Source organism: Bacteriovorax sp. Seq25_V, assembly GCF_000447795.1.
In the GTDB taxonomy this organism is placed as follows: domain Bacteria; phylum Bdellovibrionota; class Bacteriovoracia; order Bacteriovoracales; family Bacteriovoracaceae; genus Halobacteriovorax_A.
Window position 1 is genome coordinate 50266 of record NZ_AUNI01000014.1, and the last position, 17121, is coordinate 67386.

Here is a 17121-nt window from a genome sequence, read left to right on the forward strand (position 1 = left end):
AGCCCCTGTTAACACGGTGCAATTGACCTTGGTTAACACGGTTGGTAAAACTTTGGTGCACAAAAACAACAGAACACGAATTGGGGTAATAATGAAATTAATTACACTACTTTTCCTATGCGCCCTAAGCGCAAAGTCTGAAACAATAGTGACAGTTATTGATAACCAAATCGATCTCACTCACTCTAAAATTTCTGGAAATATTTTTTCTAATCAAGAAGAAGTAATTAATGGAATCGATGATGATGGAAATGGCTATATCGATGATATCAATGGCTGGAACTTTATCGCAAACTCAAATGAAGTTTTTGACTATAAAGATTATGGTAGTTTTCCAGCGGAGATTTATGAGTACTACGAACTAAGAGCGAAGAAATCTCTAGAAACGATCTCTGATGATGAGCTTACTCGCTATAAAGAGCTGGCAAAGAATAAAGAATTCATGAAGACAAAATCTAAGTATACAAAGTATGCCCATGGGACACATGTGGCGTGCCTTGCTCTTGGAATAAATAATGAACAAACAAGTAAAGGAGTGAAGCTACTACCTATTCGCTACCTTGGTGATGCAAAAGAAGGTGCTTTTTTAAAAGCAGAATTTAAACCTCTATCTCCAGATGCAACAGACGAAGAGAAAATAAAAAATCTTAGAACTTATTTTGAAAAATATGCTGTCTGGATGGTTGGAAAATTAGAAATTGCAACGAGCTATGCTGCAAAGTTTTCAAATATTATCAATATTTCATGGGGTCAGAGCTTCGCCAGTACATACGACGAAGTTGAGTCAGCATGGAAGAAGCAATTTGAAAGTAAGCTTAATGAAGATGTGGCCACAGAGATTACAAAGAACTTTATGACAACGATTCTTTCTCGTGGCAAGGCCGTGGTAAAGTCCCATGAAAATATTCTCTTTATTTTCTCTGCAGGAAATAAGAAATTAAATAACGATGAAATTCCTCACTACCCATCAAGCATTAGAGGAATCAATACTATTAGTACTGGAGCATTCTATCTTAATGACAAGGCCTATTTCTCAAACTTTGGAAAGAAATCAGTTAGTGTCTTTGCGCCAGGCATGGCAGTGACAAGTTGTGTACCAGAGAACTTGTTTCTTCCAATCAACGGTACAAGCCAAGCAGCACCTCAAGTAGCTTCTTTGGCAGCAAATATTTTAGAGAGATCTAAAGAGCTTAAAATTACATTGAGTATTCAAGATTTAAGAAGATTAGTGCTTGAGACTAGTGATAAATATGAGACGCTTAAGGATATTAGTGAGAGCTCTGGGGTGATTAATAACCAAAGGGCGCTAAGAGCAACTGAGCTTATGCTAAGCTTGTCATTAACCGAGGCAATTGCTCAATCATTTATCGATATTCCTAGTATTTAACAAGGATATTTTCCCTTACTTTTCTTGATCAAACTCCGATAGGAATGAAGAGGCAACTCTAACATCATCGGAGTTTTTTTATGAAAAGAAATCTATCGCTTATTACTATTCTTTCGCTAGTAGCTAGTTGTGGAAGCTACTATAAGAAACCTGAGTCAATCGAAGCAAAGATGGCAAGGTACACTTCAAAAGAAGAAAGCGTTAATAAAGTTCCAGAATACAAAGTTTCTGGTTACAAGTACAAGGCCAGTAGATATCCAGCAAGTGCTGATCGTGAAGAAATCAACGAGAGCAACAAGAGTGTTTACTTTCTTTCTCTCTATGATCAGTATCACGCTATGACAGATCTTTATCCTCAATATAAGAAACAAATTAAATACTGCCCGACTTTTCACCAACAACTAGTGAAGAAGTCTCCAAAAGAAGTGAAGTATTCACTAAAAGATCAAATTAGTTTTGAAGATAAGAGCATCGTTTCAAGTCTTGATTATGAGGGACAAGCACCTTCAAGAAAGGTTCTACCAAAAGCAATGGCAAAGTATATGGATCAAACCCATGCCGAACTTACTGAGCTTTGTGAAAATGGAGTAAGTAGTAATTACTATATATATGAGAACTTCATTACACTTGCACAAAAAAAAGGTGTTATTGGGAAAGATGAAAAGTCACTAAATGCTCTTTATAAGACAACAATCTTTTATAATGAATCACTCTTAAGTTCGATTTCTGCAAAGGAAAAAATTAGAACACGTGGAAGAACAATTGCTTCTACAAGAAAATTAGAAGCAGATTATACCCAAGAAGCAATTAGAAGACTAAGAGCGACTTGGGCACAAGAATCACTTAAATAAGTAAAGACGGTTGCGGGATGACATCATCGCGAGATGGTCATCCTCAACACTCACAACTCCAAATACCGCAGAGTGCACAGACCCCAGGTCATATTTTGAAATCACATTAAATTTTTGATCGATATAGATCAGTTCTTTTCCAACAGTAGTAATTACATAACCATTCTTCCAAGCACTCATTGAACTAATCGCGCTTGTTGAAACTTTCACTTCCCTTTCTACATTGAAGCTTGAATCAACAATAACAAGTTTGCCATCAATCGTTCCAAAAACAACCGAGCTACCTAGATAGTAAGCATCTCTATTCGTTGTGAACGCCAAACGATTATGAAGTGCTCCACTTTGTGGATCAATAACCTCGGCCTGTCCATTGATTGAGCTAACAATAAGCTTTCCTCTAAAGTAAGTAGGAGACATATCAACATCAACGAATTTATCTGCCGTTGACATCTTTTTCTCCCATACCACTTGCCCTTCCTCAAGAGAGAAGGCCAATAGGAAACCATCTGCAAATCCTACGAATACTCTATTTTCTACGACAAGAGGTTTTGAAGTTCTCTGAAGTGTCGAAAAGAACGGGATTGATCTCTTATATGACCAAAGAACCTTTCCAGTTAGTGCATCAATTGCAAATAGCTTATGATTTCTTGTGTGAACAAAGAGTCTCCCCTTGCTTACTGTCAAAGTTGAATCAACTGAAGAACCAAGGTCGAATTGATACTTAAAGTCTCCAGATACGATATCTTTTGCATAAACACGTCCACTCACATCCCCATAGATCAGAAGATTTTCATAAACAATTGGAGCACTTTGGAAGCCATCTTTAATTTTCTCTCTCCAAAGTAGCCTTCCATTCTTAATGCTATAGGCATCCATTGTTCCGTTATTATTTCCAGCGTAAACAACACCGTCATGGATTAATGGACTTCCAAGAGAAATTGGAAGGTTTCCAGTTTCGTAAGCAGGATCGAGGTTCTTAATCCAAGCAGGAGTAAAAACATTTTTTGCTTCTCTAACACCTTCTGGCTTATAGACGTCAAACTTAGCACATGAGCCTAGCACAAGAAGGGAAAGTAGAAACAATGGAATTTTCATTTTATACATTTTAACCAACGTTATTTTAAAGTTTGTAAGTAGTGATCAGCAAGTGATTTGAAAACACTTTCAGTATTTAAAGTTTTAACAAATTCAAAACTTTTCTTGGCCATGTCATTATTACCTTTCTTTAAGTAAAGACGTCCAAGATCAATGTAATTCTTCCCTTCTTGAACTTTTACATCAAGAGTTTGAAGTGCTTCAAGCTTCTTAATAGCGCCATCAATATCACCACTTTTTTCAAGAGCAACTGCTTGTCTTGTATTAAGTAGGATTGCTTGGAAAGAATTCTTTGCTGTAATATCCTTAATAATTTTTAGGGCCTGAGCATCGTTACCTTTCGCAGTCAGTGCATCAAAAGTTAGAAGAGCTGAAGTGAAAGTTGCATTGTGAGCAGTGTTTTCTTTACTTACAGTTTCAAATGCAGCAACTAGTGCATCAGCATCAATTTTTGAATCAGTAAAATCTTTTAGAGAAGATACTTCATATGCATGGTAGCTATTAGCAGCTTTGGCTTCGTTTTTAAGATCCATTGCATGGAAAACTCCCGCCCCTAGAATTCCAAGAATAACTAGAACGATGATAATAACCATGATCGCCTTATTTTTTATAATGAACTCTCCTAGTTCCGTAGTTTTTAACTCTGTTTCAAAGTTTTGAGAATCAGCAGTTTTAGTCGTCATTTAATTTCCTTCCTTAGTAAATGGATATAATTCTCTAGGATTTTATATTTTGAAGAGTAAAGTTGTCAAAAATACTTCTCGTAGTTACAATATATTTATAATCTTTTTTTATGGAACAAGGCATCATGAAATTTCAAGTAAAAATAATTTTCGCATCAATACTTCTCTTTACTTCACTTAATGCGTCAGCAACTGAGCGTATAGGAAGACTAGGACTTGGTTTTACAAATCAACTTCAAACAGAAATTCCTTCTCTTTCTATAAAATTGCAACGTTCAAAGTCATTTGCCTATAGTGCATTCTTCGGGATTGATACTGATGAGACTGGTGGTTGGAACGCTGGTCTAAAACTTTATCGTAATATTTTTAACGAGCCACAACTTACATTCTACACTTTTGGTCTCCTTGGACTTCTAAATAAGAAGTACTCTGATGATAATGACAAAAGTGGATTTGAAATTGATTTAGGACTTGGAACAGAGTTTTCTTTCACAGGTCTTGAAAGTTTAGGATTCAGTATTGATTTTGGTGTATCATTATATAAACTAAAGGAGTTTAACGTTGAGACTATGGGGAATCACTTCCTTTTAGGTTCCGTTCACTTTTACCTTTAATAGTGATAAAATTACTTAATGAAAAATATATTTAAAATTTTAATTCTACTCTCTCTCACTCTTCTAACTCCGGCCCAAGATTTTGGAAGCGGGATGATAGGTATCGAAGATGATGATCTCTCGGTAGGGGGAGATATTTTCAATGACTTCAACGAGGATCTCGAAGATACACAAATTAGTGAAGACGAAAGATTTTACAAGTACGGACGCTACTTCACTTTTCAAATTGGTCTAGGAATTACGGCCTTCGATGGCAATCGCGGGCAGGCCTATGCTAATGATCCACCTACTTTTAGTTTATCAATCAATTATTTCTCTGACTTTCAGTCTGCTTGGGGTGTAGGTTTTGCTTATTCAAAACACTCCATGTTCTTTGATGAAGAAACAGAGGGTTGGAAAGGACAATCTCCCGCAGGTTTCATTGAAGTCTCGATGCTTCGAACATTCTTTAGCTACCGCTACTATGTCGACACATCTAACTTGGGAACGGCCATTACTTACTCTAACCCTTATATCGTCGGAAGACTTGAGTACTGGTATGTGACAAATAAGTATCTTGATCAAGATGATATCGCCGATGATAAAGGAGGAGGAATTGGAATGGCCCTAGGATTTGGGCTTGAATTTCCAATTAAACTTAAAGAGTCTTATCTCAACCTTGAATTCCTACTTCACGATGTTGCTTTCCACGATAAGGAAACAAGGGAGTTTACTCCTCTTGAAGGAAAGAATGTGGGGTTTGAGAATCTTGCAGGATATGGTTATACAACTGTTCTCTCTTACGTGTGGAACTGGTAATCGGCCACACTCACAATAGGAAATTTATGATTGAAACATGTTTAGCATTTTCTCTGAGTGAAAGTTTTGACTTTAAAGCGCTGAGTGAACACTGTAAAATTCATTTTCACGCTCGCTCATTTCGCGAAGTAATTTCTGTTAATTTCCAAGATCAAGAATTTCATATTTTTGAATTTGGTGTCGTTGTTTACTGGGGAACCAATGGCTACAACCCAGAACTTTTCTTTTCTCAAATTAAGAAGTTCTTTATTAATCCTCAATCAGAAAAAACCTTTGATTTTTTCAAAGTCACAGTCATTGATGACTCTTCGACTGAATTTAGAATTAGAAGAGATCACCTACAACTAAATTCAAGTGATCCACTTCTTCGAATCGCGATTTCTTTTGCAATGGCACAGTCAGTGAAACTTGGCGAGATGGAAGAGTTTGTTATCAATGAAATTTCAGAACATTCAAATATTCCGCAAGACCTTGCGACGAGAGGAGATCTCAAACTTTCAAGAAAAGAGATGGCCAAAATCAGAGGGCGTATTTTTGTAACAGAATCGAGAATTAATCTTAAGTATGACCTTCTTGATAAGCCGGAATTTCTTTGGGATCACCCAGAGTATGATGAATACTATAACAAAACATATGAGTATCTTGAAGTTCATCAGCGCATGACTGTTCTTAATAAGAAGCTTTCTGTACTTCGTGATATTTTAAATATCCTCGCCGATGAATTACAGTTTAAACATTCGACAAATCTTGAGTGGATTATCATTATCCTAATTGGAATAGAAATTGTTATGTCATTAAGTGAATACACAGTGAAGTTTTTTAGTAATTAGTCCCTTTTAAGAATGAGTATAGGAGAGGAAAGCTCTCCTTAAACTCCCCTTCTACAAAATTATTCAAATTACTCGTCTGATGACATATTCCATATGTTGATAGAACATGAGCAGTAATAAATATTTTTTGATTCCTCTCAACTCTATTAAAATGTGTCTCTGTCACATGTAACTTTTCTAAGAGTTTAGGAATGTTTTCAAAACCATTTGTACTTGCGAATGAAGAATAAGATTTTAGTCTACTTTTTTCCTTCACATGCGATTCAAAGCTAAATCGTGGAGTATGAATATCGGAATCATGCACCATAGAAGCTGTAAAGAAGTCTTTAACATTTTGATCTGTCCGGTCATTAAATCTGGATAAAAATTTCAAAGACAATACATAAGTAAGCATAGAATGAGAAACTAGGAAGTCACCTTTTTTTAAAAACTCATTTAGTATTAGGAACAACTTTTTATCTGTTGAAATACTGTCTAAAATGGTTGAAATATGAGCAGTATATGTTTGAATTTCATTATTTTCAAAAAGATCGGAAGCATATGTAAAACAAAGGCTAATTTGATTTAACACTCTATTAACACTATCACCTTTAACATTCGGCCGCGAAAAACAATTAGAAAGAACCTTAGAAAAGCTTTCTTTTGAAACATAAAAGTCTCTAATTCCTTTTTTGTAAATATAATCTTTTAACAGCTCTATATTAGGCAACTCCTTACGACTCACTAAAACAAAGTGATCTCCACTTAATTTAATATAAATTTCATCCAACTGATCATATAGATTTAAAAGATCAATACTTCTAATCCTGCAAAATGGAGAAAGAGCTCCATTATCCACCAAGCATTTTCCAACAAGCTCTAACAAGGAGCTTACATCACAAGGCTTATCTAAGAAAGCGAGTTGTCCTCCTTCTTCTAGCTTTAACACTCTTTGTAACTCATCAAGAGAAGAGCTATGAAAAATAAAGGGAATCCTATACTTTAAATTCTCGTAATAAAGTAAATCCCCATTCCCTTCAGGCATTTGATAATCACTTATTATTAGATTATAGGAAGAATCTCTTCTTAATTCATTAATTGCATCCTTACTATTTGAAAAAAAAGAGAGACTTGCACTTCTGTAATTGTCAGAGATCAAAATGCTTAAGAGTTCCAAAATATCAGCATTATCATCTACAAGCAAAATCTTCATTACATCTCACCAAGTTAAGAATTGTGTCACTTACATGGTTTATTATACGCCTTAAGATCTCTAAATAAAATTCCTTAAAAAATTGCCACATAAAATAACATAATTTATTAATATTCAAAATATTTCCAGCAGCTTAAGGAAGTATCGGACATTACAACACAATAGAGTAATAGACCTTATCTCTCTATTTTTCAGTCCCAAAGTAACTCATTAACAGAGATATGTCCTTCCACAACAGGATCTTCAATACGCGGCCTCGCATCAAGCTTGGAGCCGTAAGCAGTTCTCCATAAATAGCGTAGAAGCAAGAAGTTCAAAGCGAAGAAGCTAAAAATTAAATCAATGATCAATCTTCTAAAGCTTAGAAATTCAATTTTTAAATGATCTTTCAGGCCTAAAGTGGTTCTCATTTTAAACTCCATTTTGGTTAGATTTTTATATCGCTAGAATAGCTGTAAAGCAGAAGAAGTCACCCCCTCTGCCGTTAGGATATTATTAGCAAAATGTTATGGTTTCATTGCTTAATACCTGATCAAACAGGTTCGTTAAAAAAATATTGTCGATGTGTTTTAAAAAGTGTCAAAATTAATGATTGTCTAAAATTAAATCATATATTTTTTCAGGGAGGAAAAATGATAAAAACTATTAAAACAGTAATGATTTCTTCACTACTAGTTATGAGTTCAAACTCATTTGCTTGTGACGTAGAAGGAAAGACAGGATTTTTACCAGATAACGATATGTATATTGGTGTATCTGAAAAAGCTGATAATGGAATGACTGAAGAGATCTTCAATGCTGTTATCGATAGAGTTGAAAATTACTACTCTTCAGTTGTTGCTTCTAAAGGTGCAAATCTTGTAACACTTAGAAAGTGGGAAGATGGAACTGTTAACGCTTATGCAAATCAAGTTGGTAAGACTTGGCAAGTTCATATGTTTGGTGGTCTAGCTCGTCATAGATCAGTATCTCCAGATGGATTCGCGCTTGTTATGTGTCACGAACTAGGTCACCACCTAGCAGGTGCTCCAAAGACAACAAGAATGTGGATTCCAACTTGGGCATCTAACGAAGGTCAATCTGATTACTGGGCATCAATGAAGTGTTTCAGAAGTGTTTATGGATCAGATAACAATGAAGCAATCGTTTCTAACATGACAATTGACGCTGAAGTAGTTAAGAAATGTGAGGCTAACTGGAATACAGATTCTGAAATCGCTCTTTGTAAGAGAGTTTCTCAAGCATCTAAAGGTCTAGCGACTCTTTTAAATGGTGATAGACCAGTAGATTTCGCAACTCCAGACAAGTCTGTTGTCTCTAAAACAAACCACAAGCACCCAGCTGGTCAGTGTCGTCTTGATACATACTTCCACGGTGCTCTTTGTACAAAAGACATCACTGATGAAACTTCAAACACAGATGCTAAAGCTGGTGTATGTAACAGAAGTGAAGATTACACAGACGGTGTAAGACCACTATGTTGGTTTAAACCATCTAACTTCTAATTTTTATTAGTAAATTTAGATAAAAAAGAAGCCCTGCAAATTGCGGGGCTTTTTTATTAAAGAATATATATTCACTTCGCTGCCTTAGCCTTAACGAACCACTCGAAGACGCTGCCAAATCGCGGGAGTGCTTTTGATTTAAACTCATTATTAATGACTTCAAGACTTGGTTTATAAAGTGTCCCAATAAGTCCCTTTTCAACAATTAAAAGCTCATTAGTCTCTGGCACATACTTAAATATCCCATTACTATTTTTAATCGTTAAAATATTTTCGGCCCTTGAACTTGCAATCTCCTGAGCTCGCTTCAGATAGTCTTTTTGTGAGTAACCAGGAAATTCCTTGCCATGTTTTTTAAAGTGTTCTGCATAAACTTTATAATTTTTAAAATATTTGGCCTGTGTTGTATGGCTTAAGGCCATCTTCTGAACAAAAGATTCATCAATATCAACACCACTATCAATTTGCTTATTGAGGAAATTTCGAAGCTCTCCCCTCACACCCTTTTGCGACAACGCACCTTGCAGCTTTCGCGCTTGTGCAATCTTCTCATCAATATTGCCACAGCCTTTCTTCTTCGCTGCAAAAATATTAAATGACGTCAATAGAATAAAAGAAATTAAAATTAAAGCGCGCATGTCGCAACCTCCAACGTCAACTTCTCCATCCCATGCCCCGCCATAAACTCGAGATCATCAAGGCCCTTCTTATTATCACTCTTCATAATCTTGGAAAATAATCCATTCATCTCATCTCTTGGTATCTTAAGCTTTGAAAGTACACCCAACGCCGACTTCACACCTTTTATCAATGAAATCTTACTCGCAAGCGTCGTCAGGGCCCTCGCAAGTCCAGCTGGCCCACCTGTCAAGATACCAACCAACGCCGTCGTTCCAATCGATCCCACCAGATTACAAACAATCATCGCCTTCTGCTCCGCTGGCATCCCCGCAATCACTTCACCAACTTCTTTCAAAGACGACTTAATATTCATCACAAATTCTTTTGTCTTCTCAAAAGTCGAAACAGCACTATCCCAAAACTTATTCGCGGCCTTAACCGGATTCTTAATAAAACTCATAAATCCCGACGCTGCGCTGGCCACCAGTCCCCCAGTCGCTTGCCACGCCCCACTCAACGCTTCACTCAAACAGCTCTTGGCATTCTCCATCAAGAATTCTGTCTCAACTTTATTACCAATCTGAGACAGACTCGCAAGTTGCGCGCTCGACATCGCCGCAATCTCAACCCCACAAGTGGAGGCATAAGCATTTTGAAATAAAGGATTTTTAAATGTGAATTTTGACGTTGAAACTTTTGCTCTAAGCCTCATGACATACTTATCAATATCTTTCCTTTCGATATTGTGAAAAAGCATCGCCACAGGAACCTTTTCCATCATCTCATGATAGAGATAACCGCCATCTTTAGGTCTAATAACTTTATTATAAGCGCGTGGAAACTCCAGCCCCACTTTTACAAAGACCCTTTTCCCGTCATCATTTTCAAAAACCTGATCCACCAACTCATACTCACGATAAGGACTTTGATAAAATCCTTTCAAGTCATACAAATGATCAAGGGTCCTCACCATATACTTTTGTGTCTTAAACTGTTCAAAAGTATCTTGGTATTCAAAGGCAAAAATATTTAATGATAACAATAGAAATGCTAAAATATACTTCATCACTCAATTATGACAAATTGGGCGAGAAAAATGAACGGGGCAAAGCTTACAGCAAAAAAAAACCGAGATATTATCTCGGCTTTTTAAACTTATGATTTTACTTTGGCCATTCTATTAAGAAGGTCAGTTGCTGTTCTAAAAATTAAGTGAATCGGCGTATTATCTAGAGGAAATGCTCTTCTTAAACCGTTTTTCAAATAAGTTCTATAATTATCAGGAACCCCTTGCGACTTATTCGTAAAGAATAAAAATGTCGGAGGCGACGTCTTAATTTGTGAGGCATACTTCACTCTAAAACGCTTACCTTTTGATCCTCTTAAAATAATTGGGTGCTTATCAATTAGATCAAGAACGAATCTATTTAACTCACCCGTTGGGATGTTTTGTTGTCTAATTAGAATAGTCTTAATCAGTGCCTTTTTAAGACTCTTAATCCCTCTACTGTGCTTCGCCGAAATTGGCATAATATCACAGTAATTTAACCAAGGAATCATATCTCTAATATTAAGTAACCACTCTTTCTTCTTCGCTGGATCTCTTACCGTATCACCAAGTAGGTCAATCTTATTCAGACACATAATAACTGAACAACCCTTCTCAACAGCAATATCAATCAGACGCTTGTCTTGATGTGAAACACCCTTAACTGCATCAATCATGAAAATACAAATATCAGATTCAGCAATACATCTTAGTGAACGATAAACCGATTGCGACTCAACAAAGTCATCAATCTTTTTCTGTTTTCTAATCCCTGCAGTATCAACGATGTGAATACTTCTCCAGAAGCTTCCTTCGTCAACTTCTTCTGCCACAACTTCTTCTTGAGCAATCACTTCTTCTTCAGCGAATTCTTGGTTCTCATCAACCTCTTCACCTTCAAAAACCTGCGAGTAAATTCTATCTCCAGCCTCGTCAGCAAACTCCTGCTCATCTTCGTCTAAGAATCCTTCATCATCATAGTCAAACTCAGCATTATCAAAGATCATATTGTCTTCATCTTCTTCTTCAAGATTGTAAGAGCTTACAAGAGAAGTATAAAGGTCTGGGTTATTTTGTCTAAACTCTTCATACTGTTGAACAAGTTGGTTATCACCACTGAAGTAGCGAAGCTTATTCTCTTCAAGCTTCTTAGCATCATGTCCAAAATATAAATCAAAGAAGCCTTCAATTGGATCAACAGTCGTTCCCGCGATATCAGAAACAAGTGCTCTTTGACTTCCAACTAAAAGATTTAAAAGAGTCGACTTACCAGCATTTGGTGCACCGATAATTGCAAGTCTTGCAACAACATCTTCCTTAGGCGTAACACCTGTTTGAAGCTTCGCTGAAACAAGGGCCTTATCAGATTTAGTAAAGTCTACCATCTCTTTATAGATCGCTTCTCTCAGAGGATCAACTCCAATATTATGAGCTGCTGATACAGTGAACATCTCGTCACTATTCACACCTAATTGATAGAAATCAATTTCATCACCTCTTTGAGATTCAGAATCAAATTTATTAACAACTAGCCACATCTTCTTCTTTTGCTTTCTAATATAATCTGCAATTGTATTATCAAATGGAAGTGCACCTTCTCTAACATCAACAACGAACAGAACCAGATCCGATTCATCAATGGCCTGGTGAGCATGCTCAGTCATAATATTAAAAAACTTATTTGCGTTCTCTTCTTGAACGTTCTTTCCTGTCTCATCAATTTTATCTGGGTAGAAACCACCAGTATCAACTAAGATCGCTTCTAATGGATTTTCTTCACTCACATCTGTGAACTCAGTGATCCCATAGTGACGGTCTCTTGTTACTCCAGGCATATCATAAGTAATTGCCTTATGTTGTTTCTTCATCAATCTATTAAAGACCGAACTCTTTCCAACATTTGGTCTTCCAATCAGGGAAATTACCATTGCTCTAGTTTTCATTTCTTATCCTTTTATTTTTTAACTCTTAATTATTTTGATTTCCAAACACGAGCAGAATCTTGTGCTCTATTTAGTCCAATTTCTTCAAGTACGAAGTTATTCTTAAACCACTTTGGAGAAACCTTAACGTGTAGATTTAGAAAAACTTTCCCGTCAGTCATTGCTTCAATTTTCTTTCTTGCCCCTGTACCGATTTCTTTAATCATCGATCCCTTAGTCCCTACAACGATCGCTCTTTGTGATGGACGATTAACAAGAATAGAAGCAGAGATATGTGAAGTAAAAGAATTATCCTTTCCTTTGATATCTTTATACTCTTCGATAACAACCGCTAACTCATATGGTAGCTCGTCTTTTAATAATTCAAATGCCTGCTCTCTAATATATTCAGTAGCAAAGAATCTTTGATTCTTATTAGAGATTGAACCATCTTCATAGAAGTGTGGTCCAGGAATAGCAGCATCAACAAGTGCACCAGTTAAAAGGTGGACATTGTCACCAGTTTTTGAGGATAGGCTAAAGTGCTTTTCAATTGTTGGAATAAGCTCTTTCGCTTTTTCAATAACCGCATCAAGAGGTAGATTTTCAGCATTCTCTACTCTATCAGCTTTTGTAAACACAACCCAAGTTGGTCCTAGGTCACGATTAATATTTTCAACGAATTCTTTGAATTGATTTAAAACATCTTTAGTTAGGTCAATAAGAAGAAGGTTAAGGTCTGCCCCCTCTAGTCCTTCTCTCGCCTGTTGATTAATACGCTTGTTAAGCTCTTGGCTTGACTTGTGAAGACCTGGAGTATCAACGAATACGATCTCCGTTCTATCTACTTGCATAATACAGTGAAACTTATTTCTCGTTGTTTGTGGCTTACTTGTAACAATACTAAGATCCATCCCAATGAGGTAATTAATTAAAGAACTCTTTCCTACGTTTGGAGCTCCTAATACAGCGACAACAATTGACTTATTATCTGGGTGTTGATTTTCAATAAGCATACATTCTCCTCATTAATTCTTAATTTGTTCCAATAAATTATTTTCTAAACAGTATTTTGCTAATTCTTTCATTGCTCTCTTCTTTGAAATATTTGTGAGTTCATGCAGTTTCACACCACAAACAGAAACACTCACAAGAAACTCTTCTCCATTCTTTGAAGACAAGTACTCAGGAAGAACTTTGAATCTTCTCATCGTTTCTTCTTGTAGCGTTGTCTTTGGATCAAAAACAGAAGCGTTATTTGCATCAAAGAAAGTGATTTCATTTTTCTTTTCAAATTCACCTATAATGTAATCAAGGGTCTTAAAGGCCACATCATTTGATGCATCCAATGAAATCGCTCCAATCACGGCCTCAAAAACATCACTAATGACCGAGTCAGTAGGACCAAGCGCTAACTCTCCCTTTCCAAGAAGAATCATTGACTGCAACTCAAGGCCCTTACCAATCGAAGCAAGCTTTGTCTCATTCACAAGTGAGCTTTTAATTTTTGAAAGTACGCCCTCTTTTTCTTCATCAAAGATTGAATAAAGTTTTAGTGCCACATAACTTCCAAGCACCGAGTCCCCAAGGAACTCGAGCCTTTCGTAGTTACGCAATTTTTCGCGTGTATACTCATGCACGAATGAACGATGCGTGAACGCCTGAAATAAAAGATCGAGATTTTTAAATGTGTAATTGATATTTTTTTGAAGTGTAATTAATGAGTCCTGCGCCTTAAACAATTCGCGTACGCACTGCGTTCCCAATACTGATTTCTCATACAGCATTGCGCTAAATTGATTATCCAAAGTATTATTGCTACTTTGCAAGGTCGTCTTCTCCGTTAATTACCCGTTATTTAATTGTCTCCTTCTTGTAACACCCATAGTCTTTCCAAGCAAGAGAAGATTTTAAGTTGTGTAATTTTAACCATCTATGTACAATATTTGAGATCAAAAAATTTGATTTAAATGACAGTATTTTAATAGGTTACAAATATATGGATACGAAATATACACAGGCCCCTGAAGGCGGACCAAGCACTAACCCGGCCATGGCCAAGATCATCAACTGGCAAACAGAGTTCTATGACTCTCTTCGCGCCAAGGGCAGAAGTGTTAACACCCTTAAAAACTACAAGACAGATCTCGATTGTTTTAACCAGTACCTAATCGAGGCCCAAAGCTCCCTTGATATCGAGCATTTTAGTATCCCGCAAATTCTTGAGTATGGAAAATACCTCGAGCAAAAATACACGTCGGACAACTCTCGTCGCCGTCGAGTTCAGGCCCTGCGCCTCTTCTTTGACTTTATGGTTGAAAAAAATATTTTCAATCATAATCCGGTGAAAAAGGTTCCAACCTCTCCGAAGTTTCTTGATATCCCAAGACCAACATCTCTTTCGCACGTGAAGACACTTTGGATGCACCTGCTCGAGCAGTCTCGCCCGAAGCAAGCGAAAATCGAATTATTAAAAATTCAAAGAAACCAACTTATCTTTCTTCTAATTTATGGAAGTGGCCTCAAGGTTTCAGATATCGCAGGCCTTAGAAGAGATCACTTTAGTTTTGGAAAATCTCCGCGCGTGATGATTATTCACCCAAAGAGAGATCCATACTCTGTGGCCCTTCCAGATGTTTTCCAAAAAATTTACGAATCATATGTTGAACTTTTAGAGCGCGTAAAAAAAGAACATCACCTTTCTTTCTCGCATATCTTTTTCAATGCCAATGCTCACCGTATTTTAAATGGTGGTATCTCGGCTCGTGGAATCGAGTTGATTTTTGACGGTTGGAGAAAGGAGCTAATGATCGACGTAACGCCAAAGTCTTTAAGACAATCGGCAATCTTCACATGGCTTCATAGTGATATTAATGAATCAGTCATCAAAGAGTGGCTTGGAGTTTCACCTTCGTACTCACTAAAACTCTACCGCGACCACCTTGAGTCACATGTTTTTAGCAGTCACTTTATTGAAAGGTGTTATCTTGATTTAATGGGTGCAGGTCTCTTATAAGTAGGAAGACCTTCCTCATGATCTAAGTGCCAACGGTCTGTAAAAAGCTCGTCTTTTTCAACTAGATAGTATTTTAAATCCTTATCAAGTTCATCAAGACGATAGCTTAATTCTTTTTGAATTCTAATCTGATCCTTCTTCTTAGCAATAAGCGAATTAAGCGCTAACTCTTTTTCTTTTTGAATCTCTAAAATTTTTCGATCATAAGCCGCTGCAACTTGCACTTGCTCAGCAGAAAATCCCCAAACAAACTTATTCACTTTATTTAGCTGAGTGAGAAAATCTCTCTTCTTTGAAAGTAGCGCCACTCGATATCTCGAAGCATCCTTCACACGACTGGCCAATCTCTCCGATTCAAAAATTAAAATCGTTCCACGTCTAAAACTATAGGCCTCGCCCCAACATGGCAGGAGGTTTTTCACATAGATTGTAAGATAGCCATCTTCAATCGCGCGCACATTTCCCTGGCAAGGATCTTTACTACGATCTCTGGCCACCCAAAACTGCAGCGGATCTGAAGCCTTGAAAAATTTTGTATTCTCTGTCTCAACTTGAATTTTTAAAATCGTCGCCGTTGCATCTTTGTCACTGACTCTCCCTGAGAACTTTGAGTAATCAATATTTGGATCGTAGAATGAATCAAGACCAACTGGAGAATTAACAGAAGCAAAGTCCTCTTCCGTTGGAAATGTCGACTTATTCAATACCTCGTCCTTTCTAATAATCTGAGTTTGATTAGACAGTGCAGAAAACATAAATAGAAAAGATAAAATATACTTCATACTACCATTTTAAGGGTGTCTAACGCTCGTGTCCACAGCATGAAAAACTTGTCACTTGCAACTTTTTTTCATAAGCTTTGAGAAATATTTTAAGGAGAAAATCATGCAATTTTTTATTGATACAGGAATAATTGAGGAAATCAATCAAGCGAAAGAATGGGGATTCGTAGACGGTGTTACAACTAACCCATCACTAATCGCACAAACTGGTAGATCACAAGCAGACGTTATCAAAGATATCGTTAAAATCATCGACGGTCCAATCTCTGCAGAAGTTATCTCAACAGACAGAGAAGGAATGATCAAGGAAGGTGCTGAGCTTGCAAAAATCCACGACAATGTTGTTATCAAGCTTCCACTAACTGAAGCTGGAATCAGTGCATGTAAATGGTTCTCAGACAACAACATCAAGACAAACGTAACTCTATGTTTCAGCGCTAACCAAGCTCTTCTTGCAGCAAAAAATGGTGCAACTTATATCTCTCCATTCGTAGGTCGTCTTGACGATATCGGTGTTGACGGTAACGGACTTATCGCAGAAATCAGACAAGTTTTTGATAACTACGGTTTCACAACTAAAATCCTAGCTGCAAGCTTAAGACACGCAGATCACGTAAAGCAAAGTGCCCTTATTGGAGCAGACGTTGCAACTATGCCATTTTCTGTAATCAAGCAACTTTTCAAGCACCCACTTACAGATATCGGACTTGAAAAATTCTTGGCAGATCACGCTAAGTCGAACAAATAACAAGATCATTTATTGACAAGATTTTTCAT

Annotated in this window: 18 protein-coding genes; 8 read left to right on the top strand and 10 right to left on the bottom strand. The window is 36.8% G+C overall.

The window, feature by feature from the left end; genetic code table 11:
• Positions 1 to 91: 91 nt before the first annotated feature.
• Together M900_RS06445 and M900_RS06450 are read left to right on the top strand one after the other, a co-directional pair.
• A complete protein-coding gene (locus M900_RS06445) occupies positions 92 to 1387 on the top strand; it encodes a S8 family serine peptidase (protein ID WP_021274123.1) in 1296 nt (431 codons plus the stop codon).
• 80 nt (positions 1388 to 1467) lie between these two features.
• On the top strand, positions 1468 to 2238 hold the full coding sequence (locus M900_RS06450; protein ID WP_021274261.1) for a hypothetical protein: 771 nt from the start codon (positions 1468 to 1470) through the stop codon (positions 2236 to 2238).
• Here the strand turns inward: M900_RS06450 and M900_RS06455 are convergent.
• On the bottom strand, positions 2227 to 3333 hold the full coding sequence (locus tag M900_RS06455; protein ID WP_021274183.1) for a PQQ-binding-like beta-propeller repeat protein: 1107 nt from the start codon (positions 3331 to 3333) through the stop codon (positions 2227 to 2229). The two genes, M900_RS06450 and M900_RS06455, sit on opposite strands and share 12 nt — an antisense overlap.
• Before the next feature lie 20 nt (positions 3334 to 3353).
• Positions 3354 to 4016 (bottom strand): tetratricopeptide repeat protein, encoded by a 663-nt coding sequence (locus M900_RS06460; RefSeq protein WP_021274140.1) that lies wholly within the window; start codon positions 4014 to 4016, stop codon positions 3354 to 3356.
• Positions 4017 to 4141: 125 nt separating this feature from the next.
• Here M900_RS06460 and M900_RS17060 point away from each other — a divergent pair, with 125 nt between their 5' ends.
• From M900_RS17060 to M900_RS06475, 3 genes are read left to right on the top strand one after another with little or no spacing between them, the layout of a single operon-like run.
• Positions 4142 to 4630 carry a hypothetical protein gene (locus tag M900_RS17060; RefSeq protein ID WP_021274116.1) on the top strand — a complete coding sequence of 163 codons (489 nt, stop codon included), beginning with the start codon at positions 4142 to 4144 and terminating at the stop codon, positions 4628 to 4630.
• 18 nt (positions 4631 to 4648) lie between these two features.
• On the top strand, positions 4649 to 5428 hold the full coding sequence (locus M900_RS06470) for a hypothetical protein (RefSeq protein WP_021274045.1): 780 nt from the start codon (positions 4649 to 4651) through the stop codon (positions 5426 to 5428).
• A 26-nt stretch (positions 5429 to 5454) separates the two neighbouring features.
• On the top strand, positions 5455 to 6258 hold the full coding sequence (locus M900_RS06475; RefSeq protein ID WP_021274282.1) for an RMD1 family protein: 804 nt from the start codon (positions 5455 to 5457) through the stop codon (positions 6256 to 6258).
• On the opposite strand, the gene M900_RS06480 is transcribed toward M900_RS06475, so the two are convergent.
• Both M900_RS06480 and M900_RS06485 read right to left on the bottom strand, forming a co-directional pair.
• On the bottom strand, positions 6248 to 7450 hold the full coding sequence (locus tag M900_RS06480; RefSeq protein ID WP_021274185.1) for a response regulator: 1203 nt from the start codon (positions 7448 to 7450) through the stop codon (positions 6248 to 6250). The two genes, M900_RS06475 and M900_RS06480, sit on opposite strands and share 11 nt — an antisense overlap.
• Positions 7451 to 7641: 191 nt before the next feature.
• Positions 7642 to 7860, bottom strand: coding sequence for a hypothetical protein (locus M900_RS06485; protein WP_021274019.1), 219 nt, complete (start codon positions 7858 to 7860; stop codon positions 7642 to 7644).
• A gap of 222 nt (positions 7861 to 8082) precedes the next feature.
• Between M900_RS06485 and M900_RS06490 the strand changes: the two genes are divergently transcribed.
• The gene (locus tag M900_RS06490; RefSeq protein WP_021274263.1) at positions 8083 to 8955 is read left to right on the top strand and encodes a M48 family metalloprotease; all 873 of its coding nucleotides are present in this window, start codon (positions 8083 to 8085) and stop codon (positions 8953 to 8955) included.
• A gap of 71 nt (positions 8956 to 9026) precedes the next feature.
• Here M900_RS06490 and M900_RS06495 read toward each other — a convergent pair whose 3' ends face one another.
• The 5 genes from M900_RS06495 to M900_RS06515 form a co-directional block, all read right to left on the bottom strand.
• The gene (locus M900_RS06495; RefSeq protein WP_034731763.1) at positions 9027 to 9593 is read right to left on the bottom strand and encodes a hypothetical protein; all 567 of its coding nucleotides are present in this window, start codon (positions 9591 to 9593) and stop codon (positions 9027 to 9029) included.
• Positions 9581 to 10642, bottom strand: coding sequence for a hypothetical protein (locus M900_RS06500; RefSeq protein WP_021274091.1), 1062 nt, complete (start codon positions 10640 to 10642; stop codon positions 9581 to 9583). Before M900_RS06500 ends, M900_RS06495 begins: the two co-directional genes overlap by 13 nt.
• A gap of 89 nt (positions 10643 to 10731) precedes the next feature.
• Entirely contained in the window at positions 10732 to 12567 is a 1836-nt protein-coding gene (locus tag M900_RS17065; protein ID WP_021274054.1) for a GTPase, read from the bottom strand.
• Between the two features lie 29 nt (positions 12568 to 12596).
• Complete coding sequence (era, locus tag M900_RS06510) at positions 12597 to 13562, bottom strand: GTPase Era (protein WP_021274137.1); 966 nt, start codon at positions 13560 to 13562, stop codon at positions 12597 to 12599.
• 12 nt (positions 13563 to 13574) lie between these two features.
• Positions 13575 to 14354: a ribonuclease III family protein gene (locus tag M900_RS06515; RefSeq protein ID WP_084703507.1), complete on the bottom strand. Its 780-nt coding sequence runs from the start codon at positions 14352 to 14354 to the stop codon at positions 13575 to 13577.
• Between the two features lie 191 nt (positions 14355 to 14545).
• On the opposite strand from M900_RS06515, the gene M900_RS06520 reads away from it, so the two are divergent.
• The gene (locus M900_RS06520; RefSeq protein ID WP_021274111.1) at positions 14546 to 15562 is read left to right on the top strand and encodes a site-specific integrase; all 1017 of its coding nucleotides are present in this window, start codon (positions 14546 to 14548) and stop codon (positions 15560 to 15562) included.
• Here the strand turns inward: M900_RS06520 and M900_RS06525 are convergent.
• Positions 15529 to 16344, bottom strand: a complete 816-nt coding sequence (locus M900_RS06525) for a hypothetical protein (RefSeq protein WP_021274040.1) — start codon at positions 16342 to 16344, stop codon at positions 15529 to 15531. The genes M900_RS06520 and M900_RS06525 overlap by 34 nt on opposite strands.
• A gap of 103 nt (positions 16345 to 16447) precedes the next feature.
• Here M900_RS06525 and fsa point away from each other — a divergent pair, with 103 nt between their 5' ends.
• Positions 16448 to 17092: a fructose-6-phosphate aldolase gene (gene fsa / locus M900_RS06530; RefSeq protein WP_021274216.1), complete on the top strand. Its 645-nt coding sequence runs from the start codon at positions 16448 to 16450 to the stop codon at positions 17090 to 17092.
• The last annotated feature ends 29 nt before the right edge of the window (positions 17093 to 17121 follow it).